Source organism: Salinisphaera sp. Q1T1-3 (assembly GCF_003602005.1).
In the GTDB taxonomy this organism is placed as follows: domain Bacteria; phylum Pseudomonadota; class Gammaproteobacteria; order Nevskiales; family Salinisphaeraceae; genus Salinisphaera.
In genome coordinates this window covers 1-16,589 of record NZ_QZWD01000020.1, presented here as the reverse complement: position 1 = coordinate 16,589, position 16,589 = coordinate 1, and the positions used below count along the sequence as shown (strand labels likewise).

Below are 16,589 nucleotides of genomic sequence, written 5' to 3'. Positions count from 1 at the left end.
GTGCTAGAACGCTGGATTGCCGTCGTGTTTTTGATTTTGGGGCACTTGTCCCTTTGGGTTGGGCCGCAAATCGCGCCCGGCGGCGTTGCCAGTCTGGATTGTGGCACGCCACGATCGGCGACTCGCGCCTTGCAGGACACACTGCGGTCTCTCGACGAAAAGGCGCTCGAACGAAACCTCAACAAGGCCCTAGGTCGTGGCGCGTTCAATCAGACGGGCGGGAACACGCAGGCATTGTCCTTCGGTCGTGGTCTGCTCGGATAGCAGTAGTTCGACGGCACGATCGACCATGCCGGAGATATCCTGGGCAAAGCTGGTCAGTTGAAACGCCTGCCAAGCGGCCATGTCGATATCGTCGAAGCCGATGACCTGCACGTCGGAGGGAACCGCACGGTCGAGATCGTGCCGTAGTGCCTCGAGGGCCCCGAGGGCGAGCAGGTCGTTGGCGGCGAACAACGCATCAGGCGGGGTCGATGCGGTCATCAAGGCAGCCGCGGCGCTTCGGCCGCCGGCGTAGTCGTAGTTGCCACGGGCCTCCAGCGGCGACGGCAGGCCGAGCGCGCGGATGGCATCGGCGAAGCCGGTGAAACGCTCGATTTCCGCCGGACTGTTCTCCGGACCGTGGATGAAGGCCGGGCGCGTCGCGCCGCGAGCGTGCAACAGCTGCGCGGCCGCGGCACCGGCGGCGGCGTTGTCGCAGCTCACGCTGTGGACCGAGGGGCCGTGGAGCGGCGTGTTGAACGACACGACCGGGATGCCGAAGGCCGCCAGCGCATCGCGGGTATCGGGCTGTGTGACGGCCAGCGCGCTGAAGACACCGTCGACACGATAGCGCGCCAGATCATCGGCGACCGCGTCCAGCGAGTGATTGCTGTCCACACGGGCCAGGACCATCTGCTGGCCCGCGGCAGACAAGCGTGTGGCCAGCGTGTCGAGTACGCGCGCATAGAACGGGTTGCCCATGCCGCCGATGACCACGGCGATCATCCGCGAGCGCTTGCCCTGCATGATGCCGGGCAGGGCGTTGGGTCGATAGCCGAGCTCGGCGGCGGCGGCGAGTACGGCATCCCGGGTGCTCTGCGAGACGCTCGCACCCGGCGAATACGTCCGCGATACCGCCGACTGGGACACGCCTGCGCGGCGGGCAACATCGGTGGAATTCGGCATGCGGCGCGATTCGTTCATCCGGATAGTTTAGCCGGCCCGACAGGCCATCGGGCAAGGCTGCCGTGTTCGACCAATCGCCAATATCCGGAACCAGTATGGCTTTTTAGGGTTGGCCGCATCAGCAATGCATAGCTATGCAAAAAGAGGAAGCCATGAGTGATACAGCGACCGGGTTCGACATACGAGAGGTCTTCGACCTGTCCGGGCAAACGGCCGTCGTGACCGGCGGCAATCAGGGCATCGGCCGTGCGCTGTGTTTCGCCCTGGGCCAGGCCGGCGCAACGGTGGTGATCGCGGCACGCAACGCAGAACGCAATGCGTCGGTGGTGGCAGAGCTCGAGGCGGCCGGTCACGTGGCGCGAGCGATTACTTTGGACGTCACGGATTATCAGAGCTGGCAGGACGGTATCGCGGCGATCGACGCCCCGATCGATATTCTCGTGAACAACGCCGGCATCTGTTATCACGAGCCCGCCCTCGACGTTGCCCCGGCGCGCTTCGCCGACGTCATGGACCTGAACGTGACCGGTCTCTGGTACGGCTGCCAGCAAGTCGGCGCCCAGATGATCGACCGCGGCAAGGGCAGCATCGTCAACGTCGGCTCGATGTCGGGGATGATCGTCAATCGCCCGCAGATGCAGCCGGCCTATAACGCTTCAAAGGCGGCCGTGCATCACCTGACCCGGTCGCTGGCCGCCGAGTGGGCGCCCTACGGCGTACGCGTCAACGCCATCGCGCCGGGCTATGTGCGTACGGAGATGTCACCGATCGATCGGCCGGAGTTCAAGCGGTACTGGCTGGACGACGCGCCGATGCAGCGTGCCGCTGAACCGGCCGAGCTGGGGCCTGCCGTCGTCTATCTGAGCAGCCGTGCATCGGGCTTCGTCACCGGTGAAGTGCTGACACTCGACGGCGGTTACACGCTTTTCTGAGAAGCACCAACGGAGATCACTGATGGCTGACATGAAACGAATGGCCGGTCGGCGTGTGCTGGTCACGGGAGGTGCGGGCGAAATCGGCCACGCCGTGGCCCGCCGACTGGCGGACGAAGGCGCGGCCATCGCGCTGCTTGATATCGATCGCGACAAACTCGACGCGGTGGCCGATCGGTTCGCCGGTCAGGATGTCGAGATCACTCGCCACGTCTGTGATGTGACCGATGCGGCCGCCGTGGCCGACACGGTCAGCGCGATCGAGCGTCATGCCGGCCCGATCTACGCCCTGTTCAACAATGCCGGTTATCAGGGGGCTTTCGCGCCGGTGCACCAGTACCCGGGCGAGGATTTCGCGCGGGTGATGCAGATCAACGTGACCGGCGCTTTTCACATCCTCCAGGCAGTGTCGGCCCGAATGGTTGCCACCGGCGGCGGGGCGATCGTCAATACCGCCAGTATGGCCGGGGTGTCGGGCCCGCCCAACATGCCGGCCTACGCCGCGTCCAAGTCGGCGATGATCGGTCTGACCCTGACGGCTGCCAAGGATCTGGCGCCCCATGCCATTCGGGTCAACGCGGTGAGCCCGGGCTTCATCGGACCCGGCTTCATGTGGGAGCGCCAGGTCGAACAACAGGCCGCCGCGGACAGTCCCTACTACGCCCGCGATCCGGCGACCGTCGCCGACCAGATGATCGCCAGCGTACCGATGGCGCGCTACGGCCAGCTCGAAGAGATTGCCGGTGTGGTCGCGTTCCTGCTCAGCGATGACGCGAGCTACATGACTGGTACCAATCTGCCCATCGCCGGTGGCGGCCAGTAGGTCCGCCGTCGGCCCCAAGCCGGAGATATGAGGATGGCCAACACGACAATCGACGACGGCCGCTTTTCCTGGCGGCTGTTATGGATGACCACGAGTGCTGCCCTGGGCGGCTTTCTGTTCGGTTTCGACAGTTCGATCATCAATGGCACGGTCGACGCCATCCAGCAGGCCTATGGCCTGTCGCCGGCGATGCTGGGCTTCACGGTCTCGTTCGCGCTGCTCGGCGCGATGGTCGGCGCCTGGTATGCCGGCGTCTGCGCCGAGCGTTTCGGCCGGGTGCGAACCATGCTGATCGCGGCAGCGCTGCTGGCCATCAGTGCGCTCGGCTCGGGATGGGCCTATACGGTCTGGGATCTCATCGGCTGGCGGTTCGTCGGGGGGATCGGGGTCGGTTTTGCCTCGGTGATCGCCCCGGCCTATATCGTCGAGGTATCGCCGGCCCATCTACGGGGACGACTGGGTACGTTGCAGCTCCTGTCGATCGTGATCGGCATCTTTGCGGCACTGCTGGTCAGCGCGATCATCGCCCGTTCGGCCGGCGGTGCGAGCGCCTCGGCATGGTTCGGCCTCGCGGCCTGGCGCTGGATGTTCCTGTCGGAGCTGGCGCCGGCGCTGATCTACGCCGGGCTGGCGCTGAGTCTGCCGGAGTCGCCGCGTTATCTCGTTGAGAAGAGCCGGGAATCCGAGGCGGAGCATGTGCTGGCGACGGTCGTCGGGATCGCCCGCGGCGCCGCGGCCCGGGCCAAGATCGCCGAGATCCGGGATACCGTCGCCCATGATCGGACCAAGCGGTTCGGGGATATCACGAGTCCGCGCTACGGTCTGCTGCCGCTGGTCTGGGTCGGCATCGCACTGTCGGTATTCCAGCAGTTCGTCGGAATCAACGTCATCTTCTATTACTCGACCACACTGTGGCAGTCGGTTGGTTTCGCCGAATCGGATTCGTTCACCATCTCCGTCATCATGGCCCTGACCAATATCGTGGCAACGTTCATTGCCATCGCCCTCATTGATCGGCTGGGGCGTCGTCAGTTGCTGCTGATCGGCTCGGCGATCATGACGATCACGTTGACGGCCATGGCGCTGGCGTTTTCTCAGGCCGTGATGCGCGACGGCACCCTGTCGTTACCCGGTCTGTGGGGGCCGATCGCGCTGGTGGCCGGCAATCTGTATGTGATCGGCTTCGGCGCGAGTTGGGGGCCGGTCGTCTGGGTATTGCTGGCCGAGATGTTCCCCAACCGTATCCGAGCCATGGCGCTGGGGATCGGTGCCGCCGTCCAGTGGCTGGCCAATTTCGTGGTCAGCATGACGTTCCCGATACTGGCGACCGTCGGCCTGGACGCGGCCTACGGTCTGTACGCGCTTTGTGCGTTTGCCTCATTGCTGTTCGTCTGGCGCATGGTGGCCGAAACCAATGGCCGACGACTCGAGCAGATGACCACGAAGAAGGCGAGCTCGGCTGTCTCGGTGTGATGGCAGCCTGCAGCGAATAGCACAATGCCCGGCGGGCGTACGGGCGCGTACGCTCGCCGCCGACACGATCGTTCGGCCGTGGTGACGTACACGCGCGCGATAAGGGCGCCGGGGCGAGCATTGGCGGCGTTGCGCTGTGGCCTGGCGCGGGGGGCGACCGCACGAACCGGCGAATGACATGCCGGGTAGGTGTTCACGAACCGCCTAAACGGTCCGCAACGAGATGAGCGCCGTATGTTGTCGATTCGTCCGGTGAAATCGAGTTGCGTGTCGCTTGAGCCCCGCCGACGCGACCTTGCAGGCCGAAAGATAAACGATCCGATACAGGTCTGACGGCATCGGCTCAGTGCCGCCCCGGGGGCCGCCTGGCGCAAGCCATGGGCCCGCTGCCGTCGACCGCGACGACGGTAAGACGGGGCGGCCGACTGATACGCATAGGCATCGCTCGCCACGACCTGCCTCCCGTCGCAAGCGCGGCGACGCGCGGCAGAGTCCGAGGCAATCCCGCGGCCTGCCTCCCGTCGTTCGCGGCTCGTGACCGGCTGGTCAGATCTTGCCGACGCGATGCAGAGCCATGGCGACAGTCGCGATCGCCCGGTTCGACGGCCATGCTCGAGACAGCAGCCGTGCCTACGTGGCGGCGGCGCGACGTTGCTGAATACTCAGCATGATGTTCTGCATGAGGACCGCCACGATCAGGATCAGGCCGATCAGGCCGGATTGGTAGATCGCGTTCAGGTTGTTGAAGCTCAGGCCATAGTTGACGAGGGCGATGACCAGTGTGGCCAGCGCGGTGCCGACGACGCTGCCCTTGCCGCCGAAGATCGACGAGCCGCCGAGCACGACGATGGCGATGCTGATCAGGTTATCGGTCGCCCCGGCGTCCGGACGGGCGGTGGTCAGGCGCGAGGCGTTGATGGCACCGGCCAGTGCGGCCAGGCCCCCGGCGATGACGAAGGTCGCGATCTGGACACGGCCGATCCGGATGCCGGTCAGTCGCGCGGCGAGGGTGTTGGTCCCGGTCAGGTGTACGAGCCGCCCGAAACGCGTGCGCCACTGCACGACGGCCAGCAATACCAGCAGCGGCAGGTAGATGGCCACGATCTGTAGCGGCACCGAACCGATCGTGCCCTGGCCGAGGACGGCGAAGCCCTCCGGGAAGCCGCTGACATCGATGCCGCTGGTGATGACGAGCGCCAGACCGCTGAAGGCGAACATGGTGGCCAGCGTCACGATGATGGCCGGCACGCGCAGCCAGACCGTGGCCAGGCCGTTGACCAGGCCACAGAGTACGCCGACGCCGAGGCCCAGCATCACGGCCAGCGGCCAAGGCACGCCGCCGACCATCGCCAGACCCATGACGACCTGGGCGAGGGCGAAGATCGCCCCGACCGACAGATCGATGCCGCCGGTGTTGATCACGAAGGTCTGGCCCAACGCGATGATGCCGATTTCCACGGCCAGCACGCCCATGGCGAAAAGGTTGTCGGTGCTCCAGATGCCCGGCGCGCCGATGCTGACGCCGATGAGGGTAATCAGGCTGATGACAAGCAGTACCGGCGCCCGGCCGGTCCAATCGATGCGATTCATGCGCCCCTCTTTCTAATCGTTGCGCCGCACGGTGGCCGAGCCCACCGAGACGAGGATGATCACGCCGAGTACCACTCCGGACCAGAATGGCTGGATGTGAAGCAGGACCACGCCGTTCTGCACCAGACCCACGAGGATCGCGCCGAGCAGCGTGCCGAGCAGCGAGCCACGCCCGCCGGTCAGCTCGGTGCCGCCGAGCACGACCGCCGCGATCACGGTCAGCTCGAAACCGGTGCCGGTCGTGGTCTGGACCATCGGACTGTGGCCGAGGCTCATCAGGGCGGCCACGCCGACCAGCACACCGGTCAGGGTGTAGGCGGCGAGCTTGATGCGCTCGACCGGAATACCGTTGAGCCGGGCGGCGTTTTCGTTGTTGCCGATGGCAAAGATGTGCCGGCCCCGCGGCAGCCGGGCCAGAAAGACCATGCCGAGCGCCAGGAGCACGAGCGCGATCCAGACCGCGACCGGCACGCCCAGGGGCTGGGTCAGCACCATGGTTTCAGTGACCGACGGCGGGATCATGGTGATCCAGTGGTTGCCCAGAAACAGAAAGGCCGCGGCCCGATAGACACTCAACGTGCCGAGCGTGGCGATCACCGGCGGCACGCGGCCGTAGGTGATCAGCGCGCCGTTGATCAGCCCGAGGATCGCGCCCGCGATCAGGAACACCGGCGTGGCAGCGGCCAGCCCCAGGCCGTATTCAAAGGCCGTGCCGCCGGCCACGGCGACCAGGCCGAGCATGGAGCCGACCGAGACATCGATGCCGCCGGTGACGATGATCACGGTCATGCCGATGGCCGGCACGAGCGTGATCGCGGTGCTGATCATCAGATTGGTCAGGTTCGAGGCGGCCCAGAAATTGCCGCTTGAGCCGATCGAGATGCCGGCCGTGATCACGATCACGCCGACCACGAGCAACAGTTCGCGAACCGAGACATTGATCCAGCTGGGCCAGTTCAGGCCCGACGAGGCCGGGGTTGCCATCAGGCGCTCTCCTCGGTGGTGTCGTGATGGGCCGCCCGGTTGTCGTCGTCGGCCGAGCCGATGGCGCTGGCGAGCACGGTTTCAGCGCTGTGCGGGCCGTGCTCGAAGGTGTCGGCGATGCGGCCTTCACGCATGACGATGATACGGTCCGATACGGCCAGGACTTCATCCAGATCGGACGAGATCACGCCCACGGCCATGCCGCGATCGGCCAGATGCCGGATGAAACGATGGATCTCGTCCTTGGCGCCGACATCGATGCCGCGGGTCGGCTCGTCGAGAATCAGGGCCTTGAGCGGCAGATTGGCCCAGCGCGAGAACAGACCTTTCTGCTGGTTGCCGCCGGATAGGTCGCCGATCGACGTATCCGCGCCCGGCGCCTTGATGTTGTAGTGGTTCATCAGCTCGGTGGTGAAGCGTCGCATGCCCGCCAGATCGAGCAGGTCGAAGACATTCGAGAATCCCGGCAGCGTGTTGGAGGTCAGATTCTGTTCCAGGGACTTGTCGAGAAACACGCCCTGGAATTGACGATCCTCGGGCAGATAGCCCAGCCCCAGCTTGATCGCATCGGCGGGATGCCGCGGACGGATGGTCTGGCCATCGAGCTGGATCCGGCCGGCGCTGGGCCGGATATGACCGTAGAGCGCAAGCGCGGCCTCGGAACGCCCCGAACCGACCAGGCCATACAGCCCGGTGATACAGCCCGCGGGCAGTTGCCAGCTGATGTCCTCGCAGTGACCCGCCACGCTCAGATTCGTGACTTCGAGCATGGGCCGGCGTTCGCGCTGCACCGTCTCGCTGGCGGGCTCGCGGTCACGGGCGCTGCCGTGGCCACCGGTCATCAGCGACAGCATCCGTTCGGTGGAGACCTCGGCGATGGGATAGGTGCCCCGACGCTCGCCGTTGGTCAGCACCGTGACTTCGTCGGCGATCTGATGGATCTCCTCCATCCGGTGCGTGATATAGACGATGGCCGTACCGGCTTCGCGTAGCTCGCCGATGATCTCGAACAGCCGCGCGGTTTCCTCGCGCGAGAGAATCGAGGTCGGCTCGTCGAAGATCAGCAGGCGGGTGTCGCGCAGCAAAGCCTGGGTGATCAGCACGAGTTGCTGATAGCCGATCGACAGGCTCGACATGCGACGCGACAGGATCGACGGATCGAGCCGCAGCCGCGCCAGCAACGGCTTGGCCGCGGCCGTCATCGCCCGGCGGTCGAGCATGCCGCTGCGGCCGCGCAGCTCCTGCCCCATGAACAGGTTTTCGCGGACCGTCATGTGCGGATAGACGGTCGGCTCCTGATAGACAGCGGCGATGCCCAGTTCCTGAGCCCGACGCGGTGAATCGATGGTGACCGTCGTGTCGTCGACCCGGATCTCGCCGTTGGTCGGGGTGACCGCGCCGGTCAGGATCTTGATCAGCGTGGATTTGCCGGCGCCGTTCTCGCCGAGCAGGGCGTGCACCCGACCCGACTCGAAGCGGATATCGATATCGTCCAGGGCGCGCACACCGCCGAAGCGTTTGCCCACGCCGCGCAGTTCGAAGCTTGCCATCGGAGCCCTCTCGAAGTGGTCAGGTCGGCCGACACGTCACGCGTGTCGGCCGGGGCGCCCAATCCGGCGATCAGAAGTCCATCTGGATATTGGACTTGTCGATGACCATGGGCGGGCCGAGCAGCAATGTCTTGGTCTGTTCGTCGTACTTGACCTTGCCGAGGCCCGGCACATCGTTGACCGGCTTGAAGGACTTGCCTTCAAGCAGTTGCTTGACGCCCCAGCCGGTCAGATAGCCCAGGTCGATCGGGTTCCACAGCACCACCTTGTTCACCGTGCCGTTCATGACATACGGGCGGATGGTGTTCGGGTCGGTGATGCCGGTTACCGCGATCTGGCCCTTCTTGCCGGAGGTGAGCACTGCCTGTGCCGCGCCGGGCACGGATGTGGTGTTCACGCCGACGATGCCGTCCAGATCGGGATAGGCCGAGATCAGCTGGTTCGTGATGTTGGTCGCCTTGGTAACGTCTTCGCCGCCGTACTGAACGTCGACCAGTTCGATGTCCGGATACTTGTCGGCCAGACGCGCCTTCATGAACTTGATCCACGTATTCAGGTTCGTGGCCGTGGAGCCACCGGAGACGAAGGCCACCTTGCCGCTGGTCTTGCCGGTATTGGCCTTGAGTTGCGCGGCCAGTACATCGATGACCTTGTAGCCCAGTGCCTTGTCATTGACCTGGGAGACGCGCAGCTGATTGCCGTCGGCGTCGACCTGCGAGTCGGTGGAATAGAACACGATGTTCTTGTCGCGCGCCTTCTTGACCATCGGGCCGAAGGCGGTCGGGCTGTTGGCAGCCACGCCGATCGCGTCCACGCCCTGGTTGATCAGGCTCGAGACGATATTGACCTGCTGAGCGACATCCGCCGAACTCGGACCCTGATACACGATCTTCATGTCGAACTGCTTGCCGGCCTTGTCCATGCCCTGCTTCATGGCGGCAAAGTAGGGAATGCCGACGAGCTTGGGCACGAACCCGACGGTGTACTGCTCGGCCCAGGTCGCGCTGCTGCCGAGTGCCAGTGCCAGGGTCGTGCCGCCCAAAACGGCCCATCGTTTGAAAAAAGCGTGTCGCGACATGCCGGTTCTCCTCCGCGATCAGCCCCCGAGGGCGATCTGTTTTTATGTGGCTTTTTAATGCAGTCGTTTTATCGTTTTCTTGATTTCGTGCCCGGCGCAAATCGCGTTCGATCGGCATTTACGGCCACGACCATGCGAAGAAGGTGCGTGACCTGGATGCGCCTGAAAATAAGGCGATAGTATGACGACGGTTTGCAATAACGTCAGGTTATCGAATCGAATCTGCTTTTTATTGCGGGCGTCGGCTCCGCTGTTGGGTTTGTGTGGCGACGCCAGCGACCGGCTTATGGGGTGATACGCTGACCGGCCCAGTCGAACAGATCGCCCGAGTCCGCCGGTGAGAGTTGTGCAATGACGCCGAGCAGATGTTTGGCTGCCTGGGTGGGCGTCTGGAGCTGGCCTTCGGGAACGCGCTTGTGGAACGGCGCCGACAGGCCCGTGTCGACGGTGCCGGGATGAAGCCCCACGCAGATCAAGGCCCGCGACTTGCGTGCGAGCTCGATCGCGGCAGTTCGCGTGAGCTGGTTCTGGGCTGCCTTGGCCGCGCGATAGGCATACCAGCCGCCGTAGCCGTTGTCGGATATCGAGCCGATGCGGGCGCTGATGCTGGCCAGCACGGCCCGCTCGCCGTGGGTCATCAGATCCGCGAAGTGCTTGATCATCAGCGCGGGGCCGGTGGCGTTGACGGCGAAGCTGCGGGCCAGATATGCGGGATCGATGTCGGCCAGTCTTTTTTCCGGCCACATGCCGTTGGCCTCGTCGTGCAACAGCCCGGCGCAGTTGATCAACAGATCGAGCCGGCCGTGACGTTCGTCCATGTGCGTGCGTGCCCGGGCAATGCTGTCCTCGTCGGTGATATCCAGCGCCAGGATATCCAGTCGCTGTTCGCCGTGTTTCTGCTGGAGGGCGGATAACGCATCCGCGGCGGCCGGGTCGCGGGTGGTGGCGGTGACGTGCAGCGATTCATCGGTCAACAGCGCGGTGACCAGCGCCAACCCCAGACCATGGGCGCCGCCTTGCACCAGAACAGGTGTATTCATTTAATATTCACGGATGTTCGTCGTACCGATCATGTTACGTCGTGGGGTTGCGGCGCGATGCGGGGTACCAAGGGGGTAATAGTGCATGGACGGAGCGGTATCACAGGCCACGCTGACGCGTCATCGTGCGCTTGAGCCTGACGAATGGGAGTGTGCGGACCAGCGCGGCGATGCCGCCGCGCGCGTCAGTGACATTTCCGAGCAGTTGCGGCTCGGTTTTCGCTGGCTGCGGTTTCAGCCGCGTGTCGAGGCCGAGTTCCGGACGTATTTTCGCAGGACGGGGCAATACAGTCGGCTGGCGATGATTTTCATCGGTCTGGCCGCGACGCTGCTCTCGGTCGTACTGGACGTACGGGCTCTTGGCCTGCCGCCCGATGCCGAGGCTGTCTCCCGCGTGATACAGCTCAGCGTGCAGTTGCCGATGCTGGTACTCGCGGCTGTGGCGATTCTGTTGCGACCGCGTGCGCGGTGTTCCGACGTCGCGACCCTGCTGGCAGTCTACGTCACGCTTGCGGGGCTCATGACACAGCGTGTCTTCGACGCCGCCGTCGGTTTCCCGATGCCGCTCGAACTGGCCGCAGCCACGTTGCTGGCCTTGTTCACGCTCTCGCGCCTGCATTTCTGGGTCGCCGTGCCGGCGGGCGTGGTCGGGCTGCTGCTGGCGGTTTTTGTCGAGCATGCCTGGGTCGAGCCGACGCTGACCACGCGTTATCACATCTTCGCCAGCGGGGTGATTGTGGCTATCGGGTTCTGTTCGGGATATTCGCTCGAATATTTCATACGCTGGTCGTGGCTCAACGAAACGCTCCTGCGTTACATGGCGCGTTACGACGGCCTGACATCGCTGTTCAATCGGCCGGCGCTGGAGGCTGCGCTCCATAACGCGCTGAAACCGACGAGCGCAGCCAGGGCCGGTCGCGGCGTGGGACTGGCCCTGGTGGATATCGACGGTTTCGGGGCCTACAACAACGAATATGGCCATCAGGCCGGCGATACCGCATTACGACGGGTCGCCGATGCGCTGCGCCCGTGTGCGCGTCGCAACGATGTCTGTGGTCGCTACGGGGGCGAGGAATTCCTCGTGTTCTGGACGGATATCGAAGAGGCCGACACGCAGGGGCTGGCCGATCGGGTGCGCTCGGCGATTGAAGCGCTGCAGATCAGGCCGGCCAGTTCCCAGGCGCATCGCTGGCTGAGTGTGAGCATCGGCGTCTGCTGGGTGGCCCCGGATCGGCTGACGACGCCGCTGGACGAGATCATCGGAGAGGCTGATCGGCGTCTTTATCGGGCCAAGGCCGCCGGGCGCAACTGCGTGCGGATTGCATCGATTCGCGAATGGCGAGACCCGAACACGCTGCTCGGGTATGCCGTGACGGGCTGAATACGCGCCAGCGGCGTTGGCGACGATGAGCCCCCGGGCCGCCGGGGCGTGTCATCGAGTTTTCGCATACGCCTAGCGATGCCGGGCTTGGCACGTCGTCTGGCGAATTTCCGGACGACAATACAGCGATTGGCGTTCGTCTTAGGGCCTGTTGATGTTTCGTTCGAGCGCCTTTTCGTCGAGAGACCGCAGCGTGTCCGGCAAGGCGCTAGTTGCCGAGCGTGGCGTGCCACGATCAAGGCTCGCAACGCCGCCGGGCGGGATTTGTGGCCCAACTCTTCGGGACAAGCGCCCCAAAATCAAAAACATGACGGCAATACAGCGTTCTAGCAGGCTGGCGCAGAATGACACGCTATGCCTGCGACGCCTCGTCTTGCCGCCCATCGTCAATTTCAGGGCGCACTGGGCGCGGACTCGCACGAAACATCAACAGGCCCTAGTGAATCAGCCAGCCGAGTAACAAAACGCCGAGTCCGCCAATCAGCAGGCCCGATACGAGCCGGCGACGCATGGCGTGGCGCAGACCGCTCAACAGCAGCACAAGACCGATCACGAGAATGATCAGCGCGGTCATCGAGCGACCGATGCCGAGCTCGTCCGCCAGTCCCCCGTAGAAACTGTCGATCGCCCCGAAGATATGGCCGAAGAACCAGGCCAGGCCATCGACGATGGCCCGGATCAAGCGTCCGATCTGCTCGCCGACCCAGTGAAACAGCCCGTTGGGCGACATGCCGCTCCCCATGAAAATCGATTCGTCAGTCTAGGGCGTGTTGAGGTTTCGTTCGAGGGCCTTTTCGTCGAGAGACCGCCGTGTGTCCGGCACGGCGCGAGTCGCCGTATCGTGGCGTGCCACGATCCAGACTCGCAACGCCGCAGGGCGCCCATCGTCGATTTTTCATGGGCGGCCCCACCCGAAGGGACAAGCGCCCAAAATCAAAAACACGACGGCAATCCAGCGTTGTAGCCCGCGGGTGCAGCATGGCTGCACGGCGCGCACTACGCCGCGTCTTGCCGCCCATCGTCAATTTCAGGGCGCGCTTGGCGCGGACTCGCACGAAACATCAACACGCCCTTGGGTCTGTAGCTGTCGCGTACGAGCCCGGGCCCGAGGCCAGGCGAGCGAAGCGGCGCCCGGGACCGGCCTGTTCGCGGTCTCGGGCGGCGCCCTCAGTGCCGTGTGTCGGTTCGAGCGACGAGGGTGGCGGCGGGAGACTGGGCCAGCGCCGAGGTGTCGTCGGCCGCGTCGTCCGATGTATGAGTCTGGCCGAGACGATCCTCGCGCGACGGGCTTGAGGCCCCCGCATCGGCGGGCGGGGCGACCTGTTCGTCGCGGGTTTTGATCGGCGTTTGCTGCTGGCGAGCATTCGGTTTGCCCGGCGCCGTGATATTGATATCGACTTCGACCATCATGCCCGGCGACAGTTTGGGCTTGGGGCCCTGATCGATTGCGATGCGCACCGGAATGCGCTGGGTGATCTTGGTGAAGTTGCCGGACGGATTCGGGTCGGGTAGTAGCGCGAACTGGTTGGTGGCAGCCCCTCCGATGACCTGGACATGGCCCTTGTAGGTCGTGTCCGGTCGGGCATCGACATGCACGTCGACAGGCTGGCCGACCGCCAGATCGGCAACCTCGGTCTCCTTGATATTGGCCTCGATCCACACGTCGTTCGGGTCGTGCATCATCAGGATCGGCTGGCCGGCGGAGATGTACTCGGCCTGCTCGATGAACGTGCGGTCGACGACGCCGTGAATGGGGCTGGCCACCCGTAGATCGTCGATCATGTTCTGTTGATGTGCCAGACGGGCCCTGGCGATCTTGAGCTGTGACTTCAGTACGTCGGGATTGGTGATCTGGCCAGCGCTCAGCAACCCGGTACGGGCGTTGGTGACCGCGACCTCGTCCTGTTGCACCTGGCTCTGGGCGCGCTGATATTCTGCCTTGGCCGACTGATAATCGAAGCGATAGATATCCCGCTGTTTCTCGGTGCCGCCCTTGGCCTCGTAGAGATTCTGAGCCCGGACGTAGTTATCGTGTGCCTTGCCCATGCGGGCCTTGGCGGCTTGAACCGCGGCCCGATCGGCCGCCAGCATGGCCTGCGCCGAGTCGACGCCACCGCTGATCTGCTGATTGGCCAGAGACAGCTGTGTCTTGATGTGTTCGACCTGCGCCTGCATGCGCTCGAGCTCGAGTTGGTCCGGTCGGCTGTAGAGTTGGGCGACGGTGTCGCCCTCGGCGAGACGATCGCCCTCGATGAGATCGAAGCCGGTCACGCGTCCGGGCAGCCGCGACGACACGGTGATCTCGTGCGAGGCCACACGGGCATCGTTTTCCGAGACGTGCGTCATGCGGTGATACAGCCAGAACGCCAGCCAGACGAGCACGACGACAGCCGCAATGACGATCGCCGCCAGCTTGAGCCAGCGACGGTTGTTCGAGCGCAGCGGCTTCGATTCGGCGGATTCGGATGTTGCGTGGGCCATAGTCCTACGAGTCGTTATTGTGTCGGGTCACGCGCGCTCGCCCTGGGGGAGGCCTTTTTCGCGCGCGCAATGCATGCGCGTTCTCGCCAACCCCCAGCGCGAGAGCAGATAGGACGGCGGGATCACCGTCACCAGAGCGACGGCCACCATCAGAAAGCCGTCCTGATAGGCATAGATCGTTGCCCAGATGGCATCGACTCGGGACAGCAACACCGAGCCGGCGGCCTGTTGATACACCTCGGACGTACCCGTTCGTGCCGCGATCTCGCTGTACTGACGCAACGATTCCATGGCTATCGGGTTGCCGGGCGTCAGCCCCTGATGCGTGAGCTGGGCGCTGTGCAGGGCCGTGCGACGGTCGAGCATGGCGACCAGGATGACGGTGCCGAAGGCGCCGCCCAGCTGAAGCGCGAAGTTGATCGCGCCGGAACCGTAGCCGATCAGACGCGGTGGCAACGAGGCGATCGAGCGTGACAGCGTCGGCGGTGGCACCACGGCCATGCCGGTGGCGACCAGCGCCATCGAGAGCGCGAGGGAAAAGAACGAGCTGTTCCAGTCGGCGCCGGCGAACCGCCACGTGGCGAACGCAGTCACGGCGAGTGCCGGCACGGTGATCCAGTGCGGCGGGATTCGATCCGAGAACTTGCCGACCAGCGGCACCAGAACCGCCAGTACCAGTGTCGAGGGCGTGAACAGCAGCCCCGACGTGATCGGGCTGTATTCCAGGATCGCATCCATGAACTGCGGCAGCAGATACATCACGCCATAGAAGGCGCCCCCGAACAGGAACAGGACGATCGAACCGGCCAGAAATTCCTTCGTCTTGAAAATGTCGAGATCGAGGATCGGTCGTTGCTGGCGCGGCTCCCACCAGATGAAAAACGCCGTGCCCACGATCGCGATGGTCACCAGCCAGAGCACGCCGGCACTGCCCCAGGTCCAGCGCTGGCCGTTGGCCAGCGCGGCCAGCAGCGAGAAGATCGCGACGAACAGCACGCTTGCGCCGACCCAGTCGAGTTTCGGGATCGGGCCGTCCTCCTCGCGATCGGGCAGAAACACCAGCCCCATCAGGATCGCGGCCACGCAGATCGGCAGCACGATGAAAAAGACGTAGCGCCAGGAGAAATCGTGGACGAGATACCCCCCGACCACGCTGGCCAGCGTCAGCGGCAGCCCCAGGCTCATGCCGTAGATGGCCGTGGCCAGACCGCGCTTGTCCGGCGGATAGACCATGAACAAGGCTTCCAGCGCCACCGGGCGGATGATGCCGGTCATCGCCCCCTGGACGACCCGCGCGGCGATCACCATGCCCATGCTTTCGGACCAGCCGCCCAGCAGCGAGGCCGCGATGAACACCAGTAGCAGCCCGACATAGGTCTTGCGCTGGCCGAAGGCCGCCATCAGCCAGGGCGAGACCAGCAACGTGACTGTGGTCGCGGCGAGAAAACCCGTCGACAGCCACTGGACCTGCGAGGCGCTCATGCCGAACGCGCCCCGGATATAGGGCGTGGCGACATTGACGATCGTGATCGACATGCCGAGGGCGACGAGGCCGAGCAATACCGTGATCGTGACGTAAAGACGGTATCGCGGCCCGTAGCGCTCGAACATGGCCTCCACCTGGGTCATGCGGCTCCGGGATGCGTGGGGAATACAACGAATAGAACTGTGTAGGGTACACGATAACCGGCGATGACGTCGCCGATGCGCAGCGACGCGCCCGATGTCCGATCCGTCATGCGTGGCTCGCCATCGGGCCACGAGCGCGAAGGATCGGGGCCACGACGACGCATCATCCGGTCATGGCATTAAAAAAAGCCGAGGGGGCGGGCCCGGCGGCTTTTTTGTCTTCTAGGTGTGTAAACCCACCACATTGTTCACGGATAAGCCCAGCCGGCTGATCGGCGGTTGATGGTTCAGGCTGGCATGCGGCCGGTGCCAGTTGTAGTCATGCAGCCAGTACGGCAGATAGTTCGCACGCTCATCGGCGTTTTGATAGACCCGGGCATAGGCCCATTCGTGCAGTGCCGTCTGTATCCAGCGCTCGGCTTTGCCGTTGGTCCGCGGCCGGTACGGCCGGGTGCGCTTGT

The 16,589-nt window shown here is 64.6% G+C and carries 14 protein-coding genes; 4 read left to right on the top strand and 10 right to left on the bottom strand.

Annotated elements, in window-relative coordinates:
• Window positions 1-189 precede the first annotated feature (189 nt).
• The gene (locus tag D3260_RS15180; protein ID WP_199671538.1) at window positions 190-1,167 is read right to left on the bottom strand and encodes a LacI family DNA-binding transcriptional regulator; all 978 of its coding nucleotides are present in this window, start codon (window positions 1,165-1,167) and stop codon (window positions 190-192) included.
• Window positions 1,168-1,319: 152 nt separating this feature from the next.
• Here D3260_RS15180 and D3260_RS15175 point away from each other — a divergent pair, with 152 nt between their 5' ends.
• Genes D3260_RS15175 through D3260_RS15165 form a run of 3 tightly spaced genes read left to right on the top strand, consistent with a single transcriptional unit; the run spans window position 1,320 to window position 4,395 of the window.
• Window positions 1,320-2,099 carry an SDR family NAD(P)-dependent oxidoreductase gene (locus D3260_RS15175; RefSeq protein WP_120099494.1) on the top strand — a complete coding sequence of 260 codons (780 nt, stop codon included), beginning with the start codon at window positions 1,320-1,322 and terminating at the stop codon, window positions 2,097-2,099.
• A 22-nt stretch (window positions 2,100-2,121) separates the two neighbouring features.
• A complete protein-coding gene (locus D3260_RS15170; RefSeq protein WP_120099455.1) occupies window positions 2,122-2,922 on the top strand; it encodes an SDR family NAD(P)-dependent oxidoreductase in 801 nt (266 codons plus the stop codon).
• Window positions 2,923-2,955: 33 nt separating this feature from the next.
• On the top strand, window positions 2,956-4,395 hold the full coding sequence (locus D3260_RS15165; RefSeq protein WP_120099454.1) for a sugar porter family MFS transporter: 1,440 nt from the start codon (window positions 2,956-2,958) through the stop codon (window positions 4,393-4,395).
• 630 nt (window positions 4,396-5,025) lie between these two features.
• On the opposite strand, the gene D3260_RS15160 is transcribed toward D3260_RS15165, so the two are convergent.
• The 5 genes from D3260_RS15160 to D3260_RS15140 all read right to left on the bottom strand — a co-directional run bounded on the left by D3260_RS15160 (window position 5,026) and on the right by D3260_RS15140 (window position 10,637).
• Window positions 5,026-5,985, bottom strand: coding sequence for an ABC transporter permease (locus D3260_RS15160; RefSeq protein ID WP_120099453.1), 960 nt, complete (start codon window positions 5,983-5,985; stop codon window positions 5,026-5,028).
• 12 nt (window positions 5,986-5,997) lie between these two features.
• Window positions 5,998-6,969 carry an ABC transporter permease gene (locus tag D3260_RS15155; RefSeq protein ID WP_120099452.1) on the bottom strand — a complete coding sequence of 324 codons (972 nt, stop codon included), beginning with the start codon at window positions 6,967-6,969 and terminating at the stop codon, window positions 5,998-6,000.
• Window positions 6,969-8,519 (bottom strand): sugar ABC transporter ATP-binding protein, encoded by a 1,551-nt coding sequence (locus tag D3260_RS15150; protein ID WP_120099451.1) that lies wholly within the window; start codon window positions 8,517-8,519, stop codon window positions 6,969-6,971. Before D3260_RS15150 ends, D3260_RS15155 begins: the two co-directional genes overlap by 1 nt.
• Before the next feature lie 70 nt (window positions 8,520-8,589).
• On the bottom strand, window positions 8,590-9,597 hold the full coding sequence (locus D3260_RS15145; protein WP_120099450.1) for an autoinducer 2 ABC transporter substrate-binding protein: 1,008 nt from the start codon (window positions 9,595-9,597) through the stop codon (window positions 8,590-8,592).
• Between the two features lie 284 nt (window positions 9,598-9,881).
• Window positions 9,882-10,637, bottom strand: coding sequence for an SDR family oxidoreductase (locus tag D3260_RS15140; RefSeq protein ID WP_120099449.1), 756 nt, complete (start codon window positions 10,635-10,637; stop codon window positions 9,882-9,884).
• Between the two features lie 85 nt (window positions 10,638-10,722).
• On the opposite strand from D3260_RS15140, the gene D3260_RS15135 reads away from it, so the two are divergent.
• The gene (locus D3260_RS15135) at window positions 10,723-12,018 is read left to right on the top strand and encodes a GGDEF domain-containing protein (protein ID WP_120099448.1); all 1,296 of its coding nucleotides are present in this window, start codon (window positions 10,723-10,725) and stop codon (window positions 12,016-12,018) included.
• Between the two features lie 436 nt (window positions 12,019-12,454).
• Here D3260_RS15135 and D3260_RS15130 read toward each other — a convergent pair whose 3' ends face one another.
• The 4 genes from D3260_RS15130 to D3260_RS15115 all read right to left on the bottom strand — a co-directional run.
• Window positions 12,455-12,760, bottom strand: a complete 306-nt coding sequence (locus D3260_RS15130) for a hypothetical protein (RefSeq protein ID WP_233544103.1) — start codon at window positions 12,758-12,760, stop codon at window positions 12,455-12,457.
• Window positions 12,761-13,185: 425 nt separating this feature from the next.
• Window positions 13,186-14,499 carry an HlyD family secretion protein gene (locus tag D3260_RS15125; RefSeq protein WP_120099446.1) on the bottom strand — a complete coding sequence of 438 codons (1,314 nt, stop codon included), beginning with the start codon at window positions 14,497-14,499 and terminating at the stop codon, window positions 13,186-13,188.
• A gap of 27 nt (window positions 14,500-14,526) precedes the next feature.
• A complete protein-coding gene (locus tag D3260_RS15120; RefSeq protein WP_120099445.1) occupies window positions 14,527-16,128 on the bottom strand; it encodes a DHA2 family efflux MFS transporter permease subunit in 1,602 nt (533 codons plus the stop codon).
• Between the two features lie 222 nt (window positions 16,129-16,350).
• Window positions 16,351-16,589, bottom strand: a 239-nt coding sequence (locus D3260_RS15115; RefSeq protein WP_147418222.1) for an integrase core domain-containing protein, incomplete at its 5' end; no start/stop codon positions are given.

Excerpts from the sequence above, each read along its gene's own strand:
- D3260_RS15170 (WP_120099455.1), top strand. The coding sequence starts at position 2,122 with ATGGCTGACATGAAACGAATGGCCGGTCGGCGTGTGCTGGTCACGGGA.
- D3260_RS15130 (WP_233544103.1), bottom strand. The coding sequence starts at position 12,760 with ATGGGGAGCGGCATGTCGCCCAACGGGCTGTTTCACTGGGTCGGCGAG.
- D3260_RS15175 (WP_120099494.1), top strand. The coding sequence starts at position 1,320 with ATGAGTGATACAGCGACCGGGTTCGACATACGAGAGGTCTTCGACCTG.
- D3260_RS15155 (WP_120099452.1), bottom strand. The coding sequence starts at position 6,969 with ATGGCAACCCCGGCCTCGTCGGGCCTGAACTGGCCCAGCTGGATCAAT.
- D3260_RS15140 (WP_120099449.1), bottom strand. The coding sequence starts at position 10,637 with ATGAATACACCTGTTCTGGTGCAAGGCGGCGCCCATGGTCTGGGGTTG.
- D3260_RS15145 (WP_120099450.1), bottom strand. The coding sequence starts at position 9,597 with ATGTCGCGACACGCTTTTTTCAAACGATGGGCCGTTTTGGGCGGCACG.
- D3260_RS15150 (WP_120099451.1), bottom strand. The coding sequence starts at position 8,519 with ATGGCAAGCTTCGAACTGCGCGGCGTGGGCAAACGCTTCGGCGGTGTG.
- D3260_RS15160 (WP_120099453.1), bottom strand. The coding sequence starts at position 5,985 with ATGAATCGCATCGATTGGACCGGCCGGGCGCCGGTACTGCTTGTCATC.
- D3260_RS15125 (WP_120099446.1), bottom strand. The coding sequence starts at position 14,499 with ATGGCCCACGCAACATCCGAATCCGCCGAATCGAAGCCGCTGCGCTCG.
- D3260_RS15165 (WP_120099454.1), top strand. The coding sequence starts at position 2,956 with ATGGCCAACACGACAATCGACGACGGCCGCTTTTCCTGGCGGCTGTTA.
- D3260_RS15135 (WP_120099448.1), top strand. The coding sequence starts at position 10,723 with ATGGACGGAGCGGTATCACAGGCCACGCTGACGCGTCATCGTGCGCTT.
- D3260_RS15120 (WP_120099445.1), bottom strand. The coding sequence starts at position 16,128 with ATGACCCAGGTGGAGGCCATGTTCGAGCGCTACGGGCCGCGATACCGT.
- D3260_RS15180 (WP_199671538.1), bottom strand. The coding sequence starts at position 1,167 with ATGCCGAATTCCACCGATGTTGCCCGCCGCGCAGGCGTGTCCCAGTCG.